Source organism: Tardiphaga sp. 215_C5_N2_1, from assembly GCF_052076055.1.
Lineage (GTDB): Bacteria > Pseudomonadota > Alphaproteobacteria > Rhizobiales > Xanthobacteraceae > Tardiphaga > Tardiphaga robiniae.
Genome location: NZ_CP197240.1, coordinates 4,059,257 through 4,076,332, shown reverse-complemented (window position 1 = coordinate 4,076,332; position 17,076 = coordinate 4,059,257). Strand labels below are relative to the sequence as shown.

Genomic DNA, 17,076 nt, shown 5'->3' with positions numbered 1-17,076 from the left:
GATGTTCAGCATTCGCATATTGACCGTGGCATGTGCCTTCCTGATCCCGCAGATGCTATCCGCACCGGCTCACGCGCAACAGCTTTTCCGCGTCGGCGGACTGACATGCAGCACCGGTCCGAGAGTCGGGCTGGTTCTAGGCTCACGCCAGGAGATGCAATGTGTCTTCCTGTCGACCGTGGCTGCACGGCAATACAGCTACAGAGGCACGATCAGGCGGGTTGGCCTCGATGTTGGTGTCACGCGCGGGGGAACGCTGTTCTGGGGCGTCTTTGCGCGCAACAGTAATATCGGCCGCGGTACGTTGAGAGGCAGCTATGTCGGGGCAAGCGGAAATGTTGCCATCGGCCTGGGTCTTGGCGCCAATGTCCTCGTCGGCGGATCACGCCGTACGATCACGCTGCAGCCGCTCTCTGTCGAGGGCCAGATCGGATTGAATCTGGCACTGGGCATATCCAATCTCATTCTTCGATAGTCGGTATTTATCGTTGGCGGGCGGGTCGGGCGGTCTGTGCGGGGGTGAGAATGCTCTCACCGATCCGGCCGACCATATAGGGGAAGAACGGGTTCGATGACGCCCGCATCAGCGAGTCGAGGCTGGCGATCAGCACATTGCGTTCGCCGCGAGGCGCCAGGGTGCCGAGGTTCTCGCCAAAATCCTCGGACTTGTCCGGCTCCGCCCCATAGAGAGAATCGCTGACCGGAAATGGCAGCGCCACATGCGACAGCGAATAGAAGCCCCGTGGATAGTTCAGGCCGAGCGGGCGGGAATGCTCGTCGACAGTGCCGGCCTCGGTCACACGCTCGATCACATCGTCATTATTGTCACCGGAATTGGTAATGACGGCGAGGCGGTAGCGCCGCGGGCCGGCAGGTACAATGCGTGCCAGCGCGGTATCGGTGCTGGTGCGGAGCAGCGGGCCGAATCGGGCGGTGCGGTTGACGTCGAACAGAACGAGTTCGCTCCCATTGGCCGGCAGATGGGCATAGAGATCGGAGACGATGGCCCGCGTGCTGACGGTGAAATCCATCAGCGACTGGAATGTCAGAATGGGTGGAAACTGACCAAGTCTTCCTTCGCTCGCATAGCGCGCGAGCCTCCGTTGCAGAGCCCTGGTCAGAAGATGCGATTGACGCGCACCGTTCACCGGGAATGAATTGTACTTGAAGGGATTGAACTCCGGAACGACATCGAGCCAAGCGGCCTTGGCGAAGGCGGGCAGAATTGCCGGAAATCCCGCAAGGCCAGCAAACCGTGCAAAACTCGTGATGCCGACCATCGGCGAGATCAGTATCAGGCGGTCGGGTCGTGACAGTTTTTCGTCGTCGATGGCATCCAGCGCATACATGATGGCCAGCGCGCCGCCATTGGAAAATCCAACCAGATGCAGCGGCACAGGCGAATCCATATGCTTCTTGACTTCCCGCACCGCGAGCCGCGTTGCAGCCAACCAGTCTTCCCACGCGATATCGGTCAGCGCAGCCGGAACCGTGCCATGCGCCGGCAGCCTTGGGACGATCGCCAGGAAGCCCTGATCGCGGTAGAAGCGCGCAATATGGCGCTGGCTATAGGGAGAATCCGTCAGGCCATGAAGAAGCACGACCGCCCCGACCGGCTTCTCCTTCGGCTCCAGCACAAAGGAGCGGTTGAAATCCTGCACGAAATGCGGGGGATAGACCGGGCTGCCTTCGAAATACCGATTGGGTGGCACACGTTCTGTCGCATCGAGCTTCTGCGATACCTCGCGCTGGACTTCGTCGAAAAGCTCGGCCTCGGCCGCCATATATTGCGCCCAGTCGGCAGTATCTAGCTTGCTCGCATGGAGCTCATGCGGAACGTAGGTATGCCATGTCTCGAGTGGCAGTCCGCGCTGCGAATCGTAGATGCGGACAGCGAAGATCGTCATCAGCGCGATGCCGAAAAACGCCATCAGGATCTTTGCAAATCTGAAGATTCTGGCCCGCACGACCGAACCCCGTAAATGACGACGTGGTGCAGGATAGCCCGGAAATTTGAAGCGCGACGGGAGATATAGGGGAAAGCACCTGAGCGGGTATCGGGCTTTACCCTGATACGCTGTAACTTCTTCGACGACGAGCCGATCCGCCTATGCGACGGCAGCCATATACGAGGCCGTCAGTTGGCTCGGCATCTGAAGATCCGGTTGCCGCTCTCGTCGAGAACGAACACCAGATGGGACCTGCAAAGCGCGCCGGCCTTGCTCAATTCCGTAGCAAGGGCGCGCGCCTGCGTGATCGCAAGCTTCGGATTTGAAAGGCGGCTTCCGACCTCATCGGGAAAAACTTTCGGCCCGTCCAGGATATGGAAGAAGTATCGCATCGCGCTCCAATAATTCGGAAGAGCCGCGTGTCCCAGTGAATAATTAGTAAGGCGCTGACACATGCGATGGCGCGTCATGTGCACCGACCAAGGGTTTTCCCCGATAGCCATGGTTCTGGATGTGCATTTCAAATCGGAACGCGTGCGGGGGCCACAGCATCAATTGTCAGGGAGTTACGCATGCGAAGGATCTCAGCCTTGCTCGTTCTACTCGCGCTGTCTGCAGTGGTTCCGCTGGCGGATGTGCTTGCCCAAAGCGCAGCAGGACGCGGCGCTGTGTCCGGTGCCATCATTGGCGGCGCCGTCGGCGGCCGACGCGGTGCGGCTATTGGTGCTGCCACCGGAGCGGCCGTGGGGAGTCACAGGCGGCATTGGCATAACCGGTATTACTGGCGCCATGGTCGTTGCTGGGTCCGCACATCGAGCGGAAGATCCCACCCGGTATCGCATCGCTATTGCAGGTGAGCGATACGATTGCGCCGCTGCGGCTGCGATAGCGCATCACGATCTTTCGCTGTGATCGCAGGGGTGATTCCGCGGCTCGGATCAGGTCAACACCCGATATCGTGATGCAATCGCATCATCCATTATTCCGACGATTGAAAAGGAGGATGCGATGCAGAACCTGAAGAAGCGTTTCTTATTGTCCCTGCTTGTTTCCACGATCGTGGCGAGCGCGAGCATGGTATTCGTCACCACGCAGAGCGAAGCCAAGGGGAGGGCGTGGTGCGCCAAATCACAGTCGCGGGGCACCGATTGTAGTTATGACACGATCGACCAATGCCGTGCAGCGGTTAGCGGAACAGGTGCCTCCTGTCGCAAGCGCGTCCGCTGAGGCGTTGTGTCGTTTTTGAATCGGCAGCCGTCGCCATGTCATCTGGCGACGGTACCTTTATGCGCAGACGAAGCGGCGGCCTTTCGGCAAAGGCCTTCGTTAAACAGACCTTTGCTCCGATACGACTGAACAGCGGGCATAGACCGCATATCGCTGCGTTTTGCGCTCTCTTTATTCCGCCGCGACTGCGACCTGACCCAGCCTGTCGAACACGACGTCACCGCCCAGAATGGTGAGGTCGCAGCGGGTATCCTTTTCGACTTCCTCGGGCGGGCAGGTGAAGACGTCGTGGCTGAGCACGGCGATATCCGCGAGCTGGCCCGGCACCAGACGGCCCATGCGATCTTCGGCGAATTGCGTATAGGCACCGAAATAGGTGTAGGCGTGGATCGCTTCCGCCATCGACAGCTTCTGTCCTTCGCCGAGCACCGTGTGGCGATTGGACATGCGCGTCGTCATCGTGAACAGGTTCTTGAACGGGTCGGTGGTGGAGACCGGCGCGTCCGAACTCGCTGCGGGATGCAGGCCGGCGTCGAACCATTTGCGCATGGGATAGGCAACATCGGTGCGCGCCTGGCCGAGATTGGTGATGTAGAGATCGCCGAATTCATACATGAAGACCGGCTGCGGCACTGGATCGATGCCCGCAGCTGCCATGCGTGCGATCTGGCTGTCGCTCAGGAAGCCGCAATGTTCGATGCGATGGCGGCGACCGAGGATGGGGTTCTCCGCCGTACCCGCTTTCTCGATACCTGACAGCACCTGTTCGATGGCGGCATCGCCGATGGCGTGGATGGCGAGCTGGTAGCCGAGGCTGTGATAATGCGCGAGATAGTCGTGCATTTCCTTGTCGGTGTAGCAGAAGATGCCGCGGTTGTCGGGATCGCCGACGAGATAGGGCTCCGACATCGCAGCGGTGAGGCCGCCGGCGCTGCCGTCGCCGAACACTTTCATCGCGCCATAGCGCAGCATGCCGACCTCGCGGCCGAAGCGATAACTGGCGGCATGCGCCTGATCGCCGATGCCGTCGGTGTTGCCATAGATACAGACCCAGGTGCGGATCGGCAGCGTATTCGATTTCGCAAGATGCTCGTAGGCATCGATCTCATCCATGCCCGCGGTCATTCCGACCGCGGCATCCATCACGCTGGTGAAGCCTTGCTCGAGCATGAATCGGCTGGCGCGGTCGATCGCATCGCGCAGGCGTTCGGCGCTGGGCTTCGGCGCGGCGTCGACGATCAGACGTAGCGCGCGTTCGGCGAGCAGGCCGGTAAGTTTGTTGTCGCGGCGCTCGATCATGCCGCCGTCAGGCTGCGGCGTGTTGTGGCCGATGCCGGCTGCGCGCATCGCCTGCGTGTTGATTACGGCGACATGGCCGCAGGTCCGCTTGAGATAGACCGGATTGTTCGGCGCAACCTGATCGAGCTCTTCCGCGGTGGGGTGACGCTTTTCCGCGAGCTCGTAATGGTCATAGCCGCGGCCATTGATCCATTCGCCGGGCTTGGCCGTCTTGGCCTTCTCGGCGACGCGGCGCAGGATTTCGCCGATCGAGTTGGCGCCGGTCTCCGGCCGCAGATTGATCTCGGTCATGGTCAGGCCGAGCGGCAGCAGATGCATATGCGCATCGTTCAGGCCCGGGATGGCGGTGCGGCCGGCGAGTTCGATGATGCGCGTATCAGGCCCGGCAAGCTCGGCGATTGTCTCGGCCGAACCGGTCGCCAGCACGCGTCCCGATGCGATCGCGATGGCTTCGACAAAGCCCTCGTTGAGACCACAGAACACGCGTCCTCCGGTCAGGATGAGGCTCGGCTTTTCCATCTTAAGTCTACCTTTTATTCACGGGATCGAGTGTAGCGACGGGTACGCCAAAATTATTCAGCGGAGCAAGATCGCAGATTGTGCAGTGTAAGCCTGCAGACGGGGCAGCGTGCCGCATATCGCACTTTATGTTGGAGTTTTTCTCGCAGGTCAGGAATTAGACACCTGCCATGCGCGTCACGCAGCGACATTTGCGTGAGGCGCGCGTCGGTGTAGGATTCGCCTGATGTCTGGAGCCGGTATGATGACGACCAATACTCAAGCTGCAACCCGTGCGACGGCCGAAATCCCGAGCATCCCCTGCGACGCCGAGGGTCCCGTGTTTCGCGAGCCGTGGGAGGCCCAGGCCTTTGCCATGGCCGTGACGCTGCATGAGGGCGGCGTGTTCACCTGGACGGAATGGGCTGCGGCGCTGGCTGCCGAGATCAAGCGCGCCCAGGCGGGTGGCGATGCCGACACCGGCGAGACCTATTACCGGCACTGGCTGGCGACGCTGGAAAAACTGATCGCCGAAAAGGGTGTGACGACGGCGGATGCGCTGCATCGCTATCGCGATGCCTGGGACCACGCCGCCGATCGCACGCCGCATGGCCAGCCGATCGAACTGACCCCGGCGGATTTCGATCGCCACGCGTAGAGCTGCGGCGCACGCCTCTCTCCGCCGTCATGGCCGGGTTTGTCCCGGCCATCCACGTTTTTGACAGAAGTGAAGTGAGGCGTGGATGCCCGGGACAAGCCCGGGCATGACGAGTTCTTATTGAAGCGTCATCCCTCACGGTGCGCAGCGCGCACCACCGACCCCCTGTTTGGCATCTCCCGCGATCGTCCGGGCAATTCGATGATCCCTTCGTTGACGCTGGCCCCCGTGGCTGTCCGGCGTCGTCGGAGAAAAACATGCTCGATACAACAAGAACGACCGGCGATCTGCAGGCGCTCGACGGCGCGCATCACGTCCATTCCTTCACCGATCCGGCTCTGATCACCGGTGGCAAGACCCGTGTGGTTGTGCGCGGCGAGGGCTGCCAGATCTGGGATAGCGACGGTCGCCGCTTTCTCGACGGCATGGCCGGGCTGTGGTGCGTCAATATCGGCTATGGCCGGCAGGAACTGGTCGACGCTGCCGCGCGGCAGATGACGGAGCTGCCGTTCTACAGCAATCATTTCCAGTCCACGACGCCGGCGATGACCGAACTGGCGCACAAGCTCTCGCAGCTCACGCCTGATGGCCTCGACCATTTCCTCTTCACTTCGTCCGGCTCCGAGGCCAACGACACCATCGTGCGCATGGTGCGCTATTTCTGGAAGCTGCAGGGCAAGGATACCAAGCGCACTTTCATCAGCCGCACCATGGCCTATCACGGCAGCACGCTGGCAGCCGTGAGCCTGTGCGGAATGCCGCATATGCATGCCATGGACGGCGGCACGCTGCCCGGCTTCGCGCATATCCAGCATCCGCACTGGTACATGTTCGGCGGCGAGCTGACCAAGGAGGAATTCGGGCTGCAGGCCGCGCAGGCGCTGGAGCGGAAAATCCTCGAACTCGGACCGGAGAATGTTGCGGCATTCATCGGCGAGCCCGTGCAGGGCGCCGGCGGCGTGATCGATCCGCCCTCGACCTACTGGCCGGAAATCCAGCGCATCTGCCGCAAATACGATGTGCTGCTGATTGCGGATGAAGTGATCTGCGGTTTCGGCCGCACCGGCGAATGGTTCGGCGCGCAAACTTACGGCGTCACGCCGGACCTGATGACGCTGGCCAAGGGCCTGTCCTCCGGCTATCTACCGATCGCCGCGGTGGCGATGAACAAGCGGGTGTTCGAGACCATCGGCGCCGGCGGGTTGCTCGCCCACGGCTATACCTATTCGGGCCATCCCGTCGCCTGCGCGGTGGCGCTCGCCAACATCGACATCATTGAACGCGAAGGCCTGGTCGACCGCGTTCGTAACGACATCGGCCCCTATCTGCATCAGGCGCTGGCGCAATTCGAACAGCATCCGGTCGTGGGCGAGGTGCGCGGCATAGGCACGCTGGCGGCGCTGCAACTGGTCAAGGGCAAGGACACGCGTGAGATCTTCACGGTCGAGGACGGCGCCGGGGTCTTCTGCCGCGAGGCCTCTTATAATCAGGGCCTGATCGTCCGCGCCGTCGGCCAGTCCATCGTGCTCAGCCCGTCGCTGGTCATCACTCATGCCGAGATCGACGAGATCATTGTCAAGCTCAAGCGCGCGCTCGACGAGACGGCCCGGCATTTCGGATTGTAAATACTCGGTATCATGATTTGGAGAGCCGCATGAGGATGAGATCTGCTTTCGCCGCTATTGTCGCGGCCGTCGCATTCGCAGGAAGCGCTATCGCCGAGGAGCCGATCCGCGGCGGCACCATGCGCATCGTCATGACCGCCGATATCCGCACCCTCGACGCCTCGCGCAGCGACAATCTCACCGATCACGTCCTCAACCATATCTATGAGCAGCTTGTCGCGCACAGGAACGACATGACCATCGGTCCCGCAGCAGCCGAGAGCTGGACCGTGTCGCCGGACGGCAAGACCTACAGTTTCAAGCTGCGCGACGGCATGACCTATCACAACGGCGACAGGGTGAAGGCTGCCGACGTCAAATGGCTGTGGGATCGCCGCATGGCCGCGCCGAAGTCCGGCGCACCATGGGTCTGCGCCGCGAGCTTCGACGGGTCGCGCGGCATGAAGGTCGAGTCGGTGGAAGCACCGGACGATGGCACGGTTGTCTTCACCCTCGATAAGCCGAACACGCTGTTTCTGATCCGGCTTGCCGATATCGTCTGCAACTTCTGGATCGCCAGCCCGAAGAATGTCGACGCTGACGGCAACTGGATCGCGGGGGCGGCGATCGGTTCCGGCTCGTTCAAGCTGAAGGAATGGCGCAAGGAGCAATATGTCTCGCTGGAGCGGTTCGCGGACTATGTCCCGTCGAAGCAGAAACGCGACGGTTTCGGCGGCGATCGGACCAGTTATTTCGACGAGGTGCGTTTCGTCGTCATCCCCGACAAGACCGCGGCGGAAACTGCGCTGCTCGCCGGACAGGTCGATATCGTTACCTATCTGCAGGTCTCGCGCATCGAGGAAATGAGAAAGCGCGGCGCCGTCGTGAAGACCGCGCCGGGCCTGTCACTGTCGGCGATCCTGATCCAGACCACTGACCCCTTGATGTCGAACGTCAAGATCCGCCGGGCGCTGGCACATGCGATCGACTTCAAGGAGATGGCCGAGACCAAGTTGATGGGGCTCACCGAATTCAATCCGTCGGGCGTTGCGGAATCCTCTGCCTATTTCGACAAGTCGTTCCGGGCCTGGCCGAAATACGATCCTGAAGCCGCGAAAAAGCTCTTGAAGGAAGCCGGCTACAAGGGCGAGTCGATCAAGATGCAGACCAACAAGCGCTATATCGGCATGTATGAGAATGCCGTGGTGGTGCAGGCCATGCTCAACGCCGCCGGTTTCAACGTGCAGCTCGACGTGATCGACTGGGCGGCGCAGCTCGAGAACTGGATGAGCGGCAAGTTCCAGCTGCAGTCCTTCGGCTATTCCTCCCGCGCCGACCCGATGCTGATGTATGGCACCATCATCGGCAACAAGGCCAAGGCGCCCACGTCGCAATGGGACGATGCGGACGCGCAGGCACTGTATCTCAAGGCACTGACTGCGGCGGGTTTCGATGAGCGCAAGGCGATCCTCAAGCAGCTCCATGCCAAAATGGCGGAGGAAGTGCCGATCCTTGGCCTCTATTACTATCCCGTAATCGAGGCGGTCTCGCCGAAGCTCGTGAATTACGAGTCGTGGCCGCTCGAAAAACCGCGCGCCTGGGGTGTGTGGAAGAAGCCGTAACTGCCCGCAGCGTTACGGCAGACTTGAAGACCCGGGGTCGGCGACGGCTCCGGGTTTTTTCGTGAGGGGATAGTTTCGCATGGGCTTGGAGATGATGCGCACGCACCGACCTCTCCCCACGTCATTGCCGGGCTTGACCCGGCAATCTATCTTTCAGGCGACGAGAGTGGCGTGTGGGGCAAAGATGGATACGCGGGTTGTCTAGCGAAGCTCGCTTCGCGCTGCCCGCGTATGAGGGCCGGAGAAATCGGCGCTAGACGACTGTTGCGGCCACCGCTCCCTCAAATCTCCGGTCCAGCAGCATCGCCGCATTCAGCAGCCGCTTCGTATAGTCATGCTGCGGCTGATCGAAGATGTCGTCCCGGCTGCCGACCTCGACAATCTTTCCGTTCTGCATCACCGCGACGCGGTCGGCGACCTGCTCGACGGCGCCGAGATCGTGCGAGACGAACAGGCAGGCGAAACCGTAGCGGTCCTGCAGATCGCGGATCAGCTTCAGGATCTGCTTCTGCACGGTCATGTCGAGTGCCGACACCGGCTCGTCGGCGACAACGAATGCGGGCCGCCTTGCGATGGCGCGGGCGATGGCCACGCGCTGGCGCTGGCCGCCGGAGAGCTGATGCGGCAGTCGGCGCAGGAAGTCCTGGGACAGGCCCACTTCATCGAGCACCTCGCGTACGCGGGCATCGCGCGCGTTGCCATCCATCGTGGTGTCGAGGCGCAGTGGTTCGCCGACGATGTCGCCGATGCGTTGGCGCGGATCGAGCGAGGAATACGGATCCTGAAAGATGATCTGCATTTCCTCGCGCTGCAGCCGCGCCGCGCGGCCGCGCCAGGTCATGATCTGCCCGCCGCGGAAGGCGATACTGCCGGAGGTCGGCGTGATCAGGCCGACGGTGGCGCGGCCAAGCGTGGTCTTGCCGGAGCCTGAGCCGCCGACCAGTGCCAGCGTCTCGCCCTCGCCGATGGCGAGATCGACGCCATCGACGGCGCGCTTGGCCTCCGTGCGGCCGAACAGGCGCGGGCGTCCCGCATAGTCGATCACCACGTCGCGCAATTCGACCAGCGGCTTGACCGTGCGGGCGCTGCGCAATCCGCCGGCGCTTCGCCGCGGCAGTGCATCGACCAGCCGTTTGGTATAGTCGTGCTGCGGCGACGACAGCACATCGATGCTGCGGCCCTGCTCGACAATCCGGCCTTTCAGCATCACCGCCACGTCGCGCACGTAATGCGAGACCATGCCGAGGTCGTGGCTGATGAGCAGCACCGCCGTGCCGTTCTCCTGCGTCAGTTCCACCATCAGGTCGAGCACGTCGCGCTGCACCAGCGTGTCGAGCGCCGTGGTCGGCTCGTCTGCGATCAGCAGGTCCGGCTTCAGCAGCATCACCGAGGCCAGCATGATGCGCTGGCGCATGCCGCCGGAAAATTCATGCGGATAGGCGTCGAGGCAGTGAACGGGATTGGGGATGCTGACGCGCTTCAGCATCGTGAGGCAGCGCTCGCGGATCTCGCCGCGCGACAGCCGGCGATGATGCAGTTTGAGACCTTCCGCCATCTGCTGGCCGATGGTCATTGACGGATTGAGCGACACCATCGGCTCCTGGAACACCATCCCGATATGGGCGCCGCGGATTTTGCGCAGCGCCGGCGGCGCGATGCCGACCAGTTCGGTGTGGCGGAACCTGATGCTGCTGCCGGGTGCGGCGATCAGCGGCGTCGGCAGCAGGCCGAGCACGGCGCGCGCGGCCATGGTTTTGCCGGAGCCGGACTCGCCGACCAGCGCCAGCATGCTACCGGGCATGATGGAGAAGCTGGCATCGTCGACGAGCTTGTTGCCGTCGGGGCCGACGGTAACCGTCAGATGCTCGGCGGCGATGACGGGCTGCGATGGATCGTGTGTCATCGTCATCGCATCAGGCCTGCATCTTCGGGTCGAGCCAGTCGCGCAGCGCGTCGCCCAGCATGTTGATGCCGAGCAGCGTCAGCGAGATGCACAGGCCCGGCAAAATGAGCAAATACGGCGCCTGCGTGATGAAAGGCCGGCCCGAGGCCAGCATGTTGCCCCAGCTCGGCGCCGGCGGTGGCACGCCGAGGCCGAGAAAGCTCAGCGCGCTCTCCGACAGGATGACCCAGCCGAACATCGTGGTGGCCAGCACCGTGATCGGCGCCATGCAGTTCGGCAGCACATGGCGCACCATGGTCACGAGTTCCGAATTGCCCATCACCCGCGATGCCTCGATATATTCGCGTTCGCGCACCGACAGCACGCTGGCGCGTGCGACGCGCACCACGGCGGGCATATAGGCGACGCTGAGCGCCAGGATCAGCGCCTCGCGGCTGGCGCCGGAGATCGCCATGATGAACAGCGCCAGCAGCAGGCCGGGAAAGGCCAGCAGCGAGTCGTTGAGGATCATGAGTATCCTGTCGGTCCAGCCGCGCAGGAAGCCGGCGACGATGCCGAACAACAGGCCGAGTGAGACGGCGATGGCAACGGTGGCGAGCGCGATCCAGCCGGTGGTGCGTGCGCCATAGATCAGGCGGCTCAGCACGTCACGGCCGAATTCGTCGGCGCCGAACAGATGCGATGCGGAAGGTGCTTTCAGCACCGCGCGCAGGTTGAGCTTGAGCGGATCATAGGGCGCCAGCATGGGGCCGAAGATCGCGAGCAGGGTCAGCAGCAGCACGAGGCCGCCACCGATCAGGAGATTGGCGCGGCCGCGCGCGAGGCGGGGGAAGTAGCGCGTCATTGGGCGATCTTGGGGTCAAACAGCGGATACAGCATGTCGACGATCAGATTGACGATGACATAGATGACGCTGATGAACAGGATGCAGCCCTGCACCACCGGATAGTCGCGGGCATAGATCGCCTCGACCAGCAGGCGGCCGAGGCCGGGAATGGTGAATACCGTCTCGGTGATGGCGATGCCGCCGAGTAATCCGCCGAGGATCAGGCCGATCAATGTCCAGGTGGGCGCAAAGGCGTTGCGGAAGGCATGGCGCCACATCACCTCGGATTCCGACAGGCCCTTGGCGCGGGCATGGGTGATATATTCGAGCCGCGACACCTCAATGGTGGAGGCGCGCGCCATGCGCACGATCGGGCCGAGTTCGACCATGATCAGCGTGAGCACCGGCATGAAGATGAACAGCACACCCTGACGGAAGTTCTCGCTCAGCGACACGTAGCCGATGACGGGAAACCATTCGAGCCACATGCCGAATACCAAGAGGATCATCAGGCCGAGCCAGAAGCTCGGGATCGACAACAAGAGCGTTGAGAGTGCCACCGTGCCGTAGTCGGCGAAGGTGCCCTGCCGCCAAGCCGCGAACATGCCGGCCGGTACCGCGATGAGCGCGGCAAACGCCACGGCTGTAACGACGATGGTCGCGGACACCGCGAAGCGATCGAGCATCAGCGGCAGCACGTGTTCGCCTGATGAGATCGACTTGCCAAAGTCGCCGGAAAAAATATGACCGAGCCAGGTCAGATATTGCGACGGCAGCGCGCCGGACAAGCCCATCTCCCGGCGCAGCGCCTCGACCTGTTCGGGCGTCGCGAGATCGCCGAGCATGACGGAAGCAGGATCGCCGGGGATCAGCCGCATGGCAAAAAAGATCGCCGCCGATACGATGATCAGTGTCGGCACCGCCTGCAGCAGACGTCCGAGCAGGAAGCAGCCCATCACGCTGCCTTTCGGTTATCGTGTGAGCGCATCGCGGATCGCATGCGCGGCGGCGACGGCCTCGCGGGCGCGGGGCACGCTGGTGACCTCGGGCCAGGTCGAGAGCTTGACGAAAGCAAATTCGGATTCCGGATCGATATAGATCAATTGCCCGAAGATGCCGCGTGCCAGCATGGCGCGCCCCCGGGGATCCTCGATCCACCATTTGTTGTGATAGGCGCCCTCCGGCAGCGTCTCGCGGAAGAAGCCCTGGAACAGTTCGGTGTTGCCGTTGTTGCGGGTGTCGTCGATCCACGCTTTCGGGATCACCTGACGATCGCTGGACCGCCCGCCATTGATGATCATCTGCGCGAAGCGGCCATAGTCGCGCAGGCTTGCACAGAAGCCGCCATCGGCCAGCGCGAAGCCGCCGTGGTCGACAGTGAAATAGCCGTCCTCCTGCGCGCCCATCGGCGCCCACAATTCGCGGCTGACCAATTCGGAGAGCGACGTTGCGGTGGCACGTTCGAGGATGAAGCCGAGCACGTCGGTCTCGATGGAGCGATACTGGAACAGGGCGCCGTGCGGACGGTCCTGTTCGGTCAGCGTCAGGATCAGCTCCCACATGGTGCGCGGGTAGTCCGGCTGATCGTTGACGCGCCAGCCGCAGGCATAGCCGAGCTTGACCATATGCGAGCCGGGCGTGGTGTAGGATTCGTCGAACACGACACCGGTTGTCATGTCGAGCACGTGCTGCACGGTCGCGCCGCTATAGGCGGTGCGCGCTAGCTCCGGCAGATACTGCGTCACCGGCGCCTTGGGATCGAGCACGCCGCGGTCAGTGAGAATGCCGGTCACCATGCCGACCATCGATTTCGCCATCGACATCGACAGGTGCTGGCTGTGCGGCTTCATGCCGTTGAAATAGCGCTCATAGACGATGGCGCCGCGATGCAGCACCAGCATGCCATCGGTGGCGTTGTCTGCGAGGAAGCGGTCGAAACTCAACTCGCGGCCATCGAAGGTAAACGCGACATCGTCCAGCGCCTGAAAATTCTTGAGCATCGGCATGACCGGGCCCGGGCCGCGCCAGACCTGCGCGGTCGGCGTCATCTCGCGGATGTGCTGGAAGGTCCAGCGATGCATCGGCGCGCGGCTCCAGCCGGAGCGTGGCAGCAGGGGGCCGCCGGGATCGAGCGGGTCGCGGTAGGGTGGCCGTTGAAACAGGTCGGTCAGCGTCGTCATCCCCATGCAGCGGCCGCCGCGCAGCGCGCGATGAGCCATCGTTAGACCTCACGAGGGTAACGCCATCAAGATGGCTCGGAAGATGCCAATGAGGGGCATGGTGGTGCACCGGGCGCACCGTGCTAGACTGCCATCTTGCCGCAGCCTTGCCGACTTGCCTCTGCGCATACCGGCATGTCTCTTGCTTCGCTGAATGTTTGTCTCACTGGCACGATCCGCCTGGCGGTCGTGCCGCCAACCGAATGTGGATGGATGATGAAGCCGGTCTCCGGTCCAGGCCCCAATCCTGTCGTGATGGACGATAGCGGCGCCGCGCCGGCCCCCGCGCTGAACCCGCCGTCGCGCAAGTCGATCCCGCCTTTCGAGGCGCTGCGTGCCTTCGATGCGGTGGCACGGCTCGGCGGCGTGCGCCGCGCGGCGCAGAGCCTCGGGCGTGATCACGCGGTGATCAGCCGGCATCTGCGCACGCTGGAATCATGGACTGGCACCCAGTTGATCGACCGGACCTCATCGAGCATCTCGCTGACCGATGACGGCGTGCGTTATCACCGGCATATTGCGGCGGCGATGGATGCCATCGCCGATGCCACCATCGACCTGATGCGGCGCGGTGACAATCATCGTCTGCTGATCTGGTGCGCGCCGGGCTTCGCGCTGCACTGGATGTCGCGCAAGATCGGATTGTTCGAGAAGGCCAATCGCGACGTCGATATCGAGCTACGCCCCACCGATCGCCGGCCGGATTTCGCCTCGCACGAGACGGATATCGATATCCGCTTCGAGTCGGTCTATGGCAATCCGCTGCAGCTCGCCCCCGGCCTGCGCTGCATCGAGGCGGCGCAGGTGCCGATCGTCGCGGTGGCGAGCCCGGCCTACCTGGCCTCAATGCCAGCGATCGAGACGCCGCGCGATCTGCTCAGCCAGCGCCTGCTGCATGAAGAGGATTTCGACAGCTGGGCGCACTGGCTGGCGGCGCACGGTATCTATGACGAGCTCGACCTCGGCGGTCCTCGCCTGTGGCAGGGCCACATGACGCTGGACGCTGCGATCCATGGCCGCGGCGTCGCGCTGTCCAACCATATGGTGGTTGCGCATGAGCTGGAATCCGGTCGCCTCGTCGAGATCGGAAAAGGCAATGCGAGCTTTCAGCCTTATTCCGACGGCATCTATTACTTCATCACCCGCGCCGACCGCTGGGATGCGCCGCTGATCCGCCGCTATCGCAACTGGTTGATCGAGGCCATCGCGCAAGACTGGCCCGAGCTGAGCGTCGCGGCGCAGGCGAAGCGGAGCAGGGTGGGGTAGAACAAGCGAGCGGCTTCCTAACCTCTCCCCGCTTGCGGGGAGAGGTTAGGAAGCCAGCGCCTCACTTCAGCGCCTTCACCACCGCATTGAAGAAATCATTGTCCAGAATAGGCGCATTCATCGTGGTTGGCTTCGAGCGCGCGCTCAGCACGACGCAGATCACGCGCTGTTTTGGATTGATGTACAGCATCTGGCCGAAAATGCCGCGCGCGACGAAGGCGCCGTCATCGAGCGTGCCGTCGGGCGCCGGCACGATCCACCACATATAGCCGTAATCGACGCGCTGGCCGTTGATCTCACGCGCGGCGCCGGCCGCACGCATCCAGCCTTCCGGTAGCACGCACTCTCCATCGATCACACCGTCGTCGAGAATGAACCGGCCGAACCGGGCATAGTCGCGCAGGGTGGCAAACATCCCGCTGCCGGCGACTTCCAGCCCGCCCGGTGCTTCCAGCCACCAGGCGCCATCGGCCTCCATGCCTAGTCTGGACCAGATCTTCTCGGAGAGATAATCGCTCAGCCATTTGCCGGTGGCGGCTTTCACCAGCGCGCCGACAACATGGGTATCGCCGGTCGAATAGGTCCATTGCGTGCCGGGCGCGGCGGCGCGCGGGCGCTCGGCCATATAGCGCATGACGGCGCCGGGCTCCTGCCCGACCTGCAATGCGAGCATCTTGCGGCGCTCGGAATTCGCATCGGTCTGGTCGTCGCACCAGCGCAGGCCCGACGTCATCTGCATCAGCGTCTTCACGCTGACGCCCTCATAGGCGGTGCCGGAAAATTCGGGAAGATATTTGGTCAGCGGGTCGTCGACGCTCTGGATATAGCCGTCCTGGATGGCCGCGCCCACCAGCGTGGTGCTGAAGGATTTCGCCATCGACATCGATAGCCAGCGCGTGGCGGCGTTGATGCCGAGGTCATAATGTTCGAGCAGCACTTCGTCGTCCTTCATCACCAGAAGTCCGGCGACGCGGTTGCGCGAGACATAGTCATAGATGTCGAAGGTGCCGGCGGTGGAGACGATCGGAAAGTCCGGCAGCGCGCGCTTGCCGTAAGTCAGCGGCCGCACCGGCGCGCCAGCCTTGATGGTGCGCGTCGCGAAATTCATCTCGGGCGTGACGAAGGTCCGCAGATGATCGATGGGCATCGATCGGCCGGCATAGGAATTGATGATCGCGTCGGTTGCAGTCTGGTTTGCGGTTTTGGGGCTCGTCGCGGAAGCCTGACGAATGGTGCTGTTGGCTTCGCCTGCACCCGGCGCCACATCTGTCACAGTCAAAGGTCTGTCCTGCATCTTCGGGCGCGTCGATGCGCTCAAGGATTTACTATGGCAGCGCAGAAGGACTGTCGAGGGTGCCAAGGCTGAAACGCGCGGTGCGCCGGAATCACCGGCGCGTACCGCTTATCCTGGGATCAGCGGCACATCACGCTGATTGAGGTCAAACCGGTCCGGTGTCCTGATGCGACAATCAGCGAACCGCCGTCGTGTTCGAACTGGTGAGCGCGGTCGGCTGACCGGCCTTGATGACGCGGGCCGTCTGGGTGCCGTCGCTGGTGCCCGTGCGGGCGGCAATGCCGAAACCTGCAACCGCGATGCCGGCAACCAGGGCGACAACGACGATCTTCAGATGCGTGCTGCGGTCTGCGCTGTGGATCGAGTGGTTCATGGCGGCCTCCTGCCGTCTACGCGGCTACTTGTTGCATGGAGGTGTAGTCCCGGCCGGTTTCCAGCCGATGGCGTCCGTGTAGAAAATTGTTTCGTGGAAGCGGAGATTTGTTTCGTCGCGTAGCCGGATACTTACGAATGCAGCGGTTTTGGCGCCTTTGGCGGTATTTACGTCATACGTATTGTTCGATGCCGAGGGATGGCCACAAAGTCCGAAGCGTCTGGCCCCACGCTGTCATTCCGGGGCGTGCGTCGCCGGCGAAGCGGCAGAGCGCGAACCCGGAATCCCGAAGTGTTCAGCGCAAAACATGTCGGGATTCCGGGTTCGTGATACGCCGC

At 62.8% G+C, this 17,076-nt stretch carries 15 protein-coding genes; 6 read left to right on the top strand and 9 right to left on the bottom strand.

The features are described 5' to 3' along the window. The first annotated feature begins 1 nt into the window (after position 1). Positions 2-475 (top strand): DUF992 domain-containing protein, encoded by a 474-nt coding sequence (locus AB7828_RS19360; protein ID WP_441230923.1) that lies wholly within the window; start codon positions 2-4, stop codon positions 473-475. A gap of 7 nt (positions 476-482) precedes the next feature. Here the strand turns inward: AB7828_RS19360 and AB7828_RS19355 are convergent, their stop codons facing one another. Together AB7828_RS19355 and AB7828_RS19350 are read right to left on the bottom strand one after the other, a co-directional pair. Next, positions 483-1,931: an alpha/beta hydrolase gene (locus AB7828_RS19355; protein WP_441232275.1), complete on the bottom strand. Its 1,449-nt coding sequence runs from the start codon at positions 1,929-1,931 to the stop codon at positions 483-485. A 206-nt stretch (positions 1,932-2,137) separates the two neighbouring features. Continuing rightward, positions 2,138-2,341 carry a DUF6894 family protein gene (locus AB7828_RS19350; protein WP_441232274.1) on the bottom strand — a complete coding sequence of 68 codons (204 nt, stop codon included), beginning with the start codon at positions 2,339-2,341 and terminating at the stop codon, positions 2,138-2,140. A gap of 616 nt (positions 2,342-2,957) precedes the next feature. On the opposite strand from AB7828_RS19350, the gene AB7828_RS19345 reads away from it, so the two are divergent. Next, positions 2,958-3,176 carry a DUF3551 domain-containing protein gene (locus AB7828_RS19345; protein WP_089263548.1) on the top strand — a complete coding sequence of 73 codons (219 nt, stop codon included), beginning with the start codon at positions 2,958-2,960 and terminating at the stop codon, positions 3,174-3,176. 171 nt (positions 3,177-3,347) lie between these two features. Here AB7828_RS19345 and AB7828_RS19340 read toward each other — a convergent pair whose 3' ends face one another. Further along, on the bottom strand, positions 3,348-4,994 hold the full coding sequence (locus AB7828_RS19340; RefSeq protein WP_441230922.1) for an amidohydrolase: 1,647 nt from the start codon (positions 4,992-4,994) through the stop codon (positions 3,348-3,350). Positions 4,995-5,235: 241 nt separating this feature from the next. Here AB7828_RS19340 and AB7828_RS19335 point away from each other — a divergent pair, with 241 nt between their 5' ends. The 3 genes from AB7828_RS19335 to AB7828_RS19325 all read left to right on the top strand — a co-directional run bounded on the left by AB7828_RS19335 (position 5,236) and on the right by AB7828_RS19325 (position 8,857). After that, positions 5,236-5,631, top strand: a complete 396-nt coding sequence (locus tag AB7828_RS19335) for a nitrile hydratase accessory protein (RefSeq protein ID WP_441232273.1) — start codon at positions 5,236-5,238, stop codon at positions 5,629-5,631. Between the two features lie 257 nt (positions 5,632-5,888). Continuing rightward, a complete protein-coding gene (locus AB7828_RS19330) occupies positions 5,889-7,256 on the top strand; it encodes an aspartate aminotransferase family protein (RefSeq protein ID WP_441230921.1) in 1,368 nt (455 codons plus the stop codon). A gap of 29 nt (positions 7,257-7,285) precedes the next feature. Then, a complete protein-coding gene (locus tag AB7828_RS19325) occupies positions 7,286-8,857 on the top strand; it encodes an ABC transporter substrate-binding protein (protein WP_441230920.1) in 1,572 nt (523 codons plus the stop codon). Positions 8,858-9,110: 253 nt separating this feature from the next. Here the strand turns inward: AB7828_RS19325 and AB7828_RS19320 are convergent, their stop codons facing one another. From AB7828_RS19320 to AB7828_RS19305, 4 genes are read right to left on the bottom strand one after another with little or no spacing between them, the layout of a single operon-like run. Next, entirely contained in the window at positions 9,111-10,760 is a 1,650-nt protein-coding gene (locus tag AB7828_RS19320) for a dipeptide ABC transporter ATP-binding protein (protein ID WP_441232272.1), read from the bottom strand. Positions 10,761-10,770: 10 nt separating this feature from the next. Next, complete coding sequence (locus tag AB7828_RS19315; protein WP_089263556.1) at positions 10,771-11,604, bottom strand: ABC transporter permease; 834 nt, start codon at positions 11,602-11,604, stop codon at positions 10,771-10,773. Next, entirely contained in the window at positions 11,601-12,542 is a 942-nt protein-coding gene (locus AB7828_RS19310) for an ABC transporter permease (protein ID WP_441232271.1), read from the bottom strand. The genes AB7828_RS19315 and AB7828_RS19310 overlap by 4 nt, the downstream gene beginning before the upstream one ends. Positions 12,543-12,557: 15 nt before the next feature. After that, positions 12,558-13,805, bottom strand: a complete 1,248-nt coding sequence (locus AB7828_RS19305; RefSeq protein WP_441230919.1) for a serine hydrolase domain-containing protein — start codon at positions 13,803-13,805, stop codon at positions 12,558-12,560. A gap of 135 nt (positions 13,806-13,940) precedes the next feature. Between AB7828_RS19305 and AB7828_RS19300 the strand changes: the two genes are divergently transcribed. Further along, positions 13,941-15,071, top strand: a complete 1,131-nt coding sequence (locus AB7828_RS19300) for a LysR substrate-binding domain-containing protein (RefSeq protein WP_441230918.1) — start codon at positions 13,941-13,943, stop codon at positions 15,069-15,071. Positions 15,072-15,132: 61 nt separating this feature from the next. Here the strand turns inward: AB7828_RS19300 and AB7828_RS19295 are convergent, their stop codons facing one another. Both AB7828_RS19295 and AB7828_RS19290 read right to left on the bottom strand, forming a co-directional pair. Next, positions 15,133-16,344, bottom strand: coding sequence for a serine hydrolase domain-containing protein (locus AB7828_RS19295; RefSeq protein ID WP_441232270.1), 1,212 nt, complete (start codon positions 16,342-16,344; stop codon positions 15,133-15,135). A 196-nt stretch (positions 16,345-16,540) separates the two neighbouring features. Then, positions 16,541-16,738 carry a hypothetical protein gene (locus AB7828_RS19290; RefSeq protein ID WP_089263559.1) on the bottom strand — a complete coding sequence of 66 codons (198 nt, stop codon included), beginning with the start codon at positions 16,736-16,738 and terminating at the stop codon, positions 16,541-16,543. Positions 16,739-17,076 lie beyond the last annotated feature (338 nt).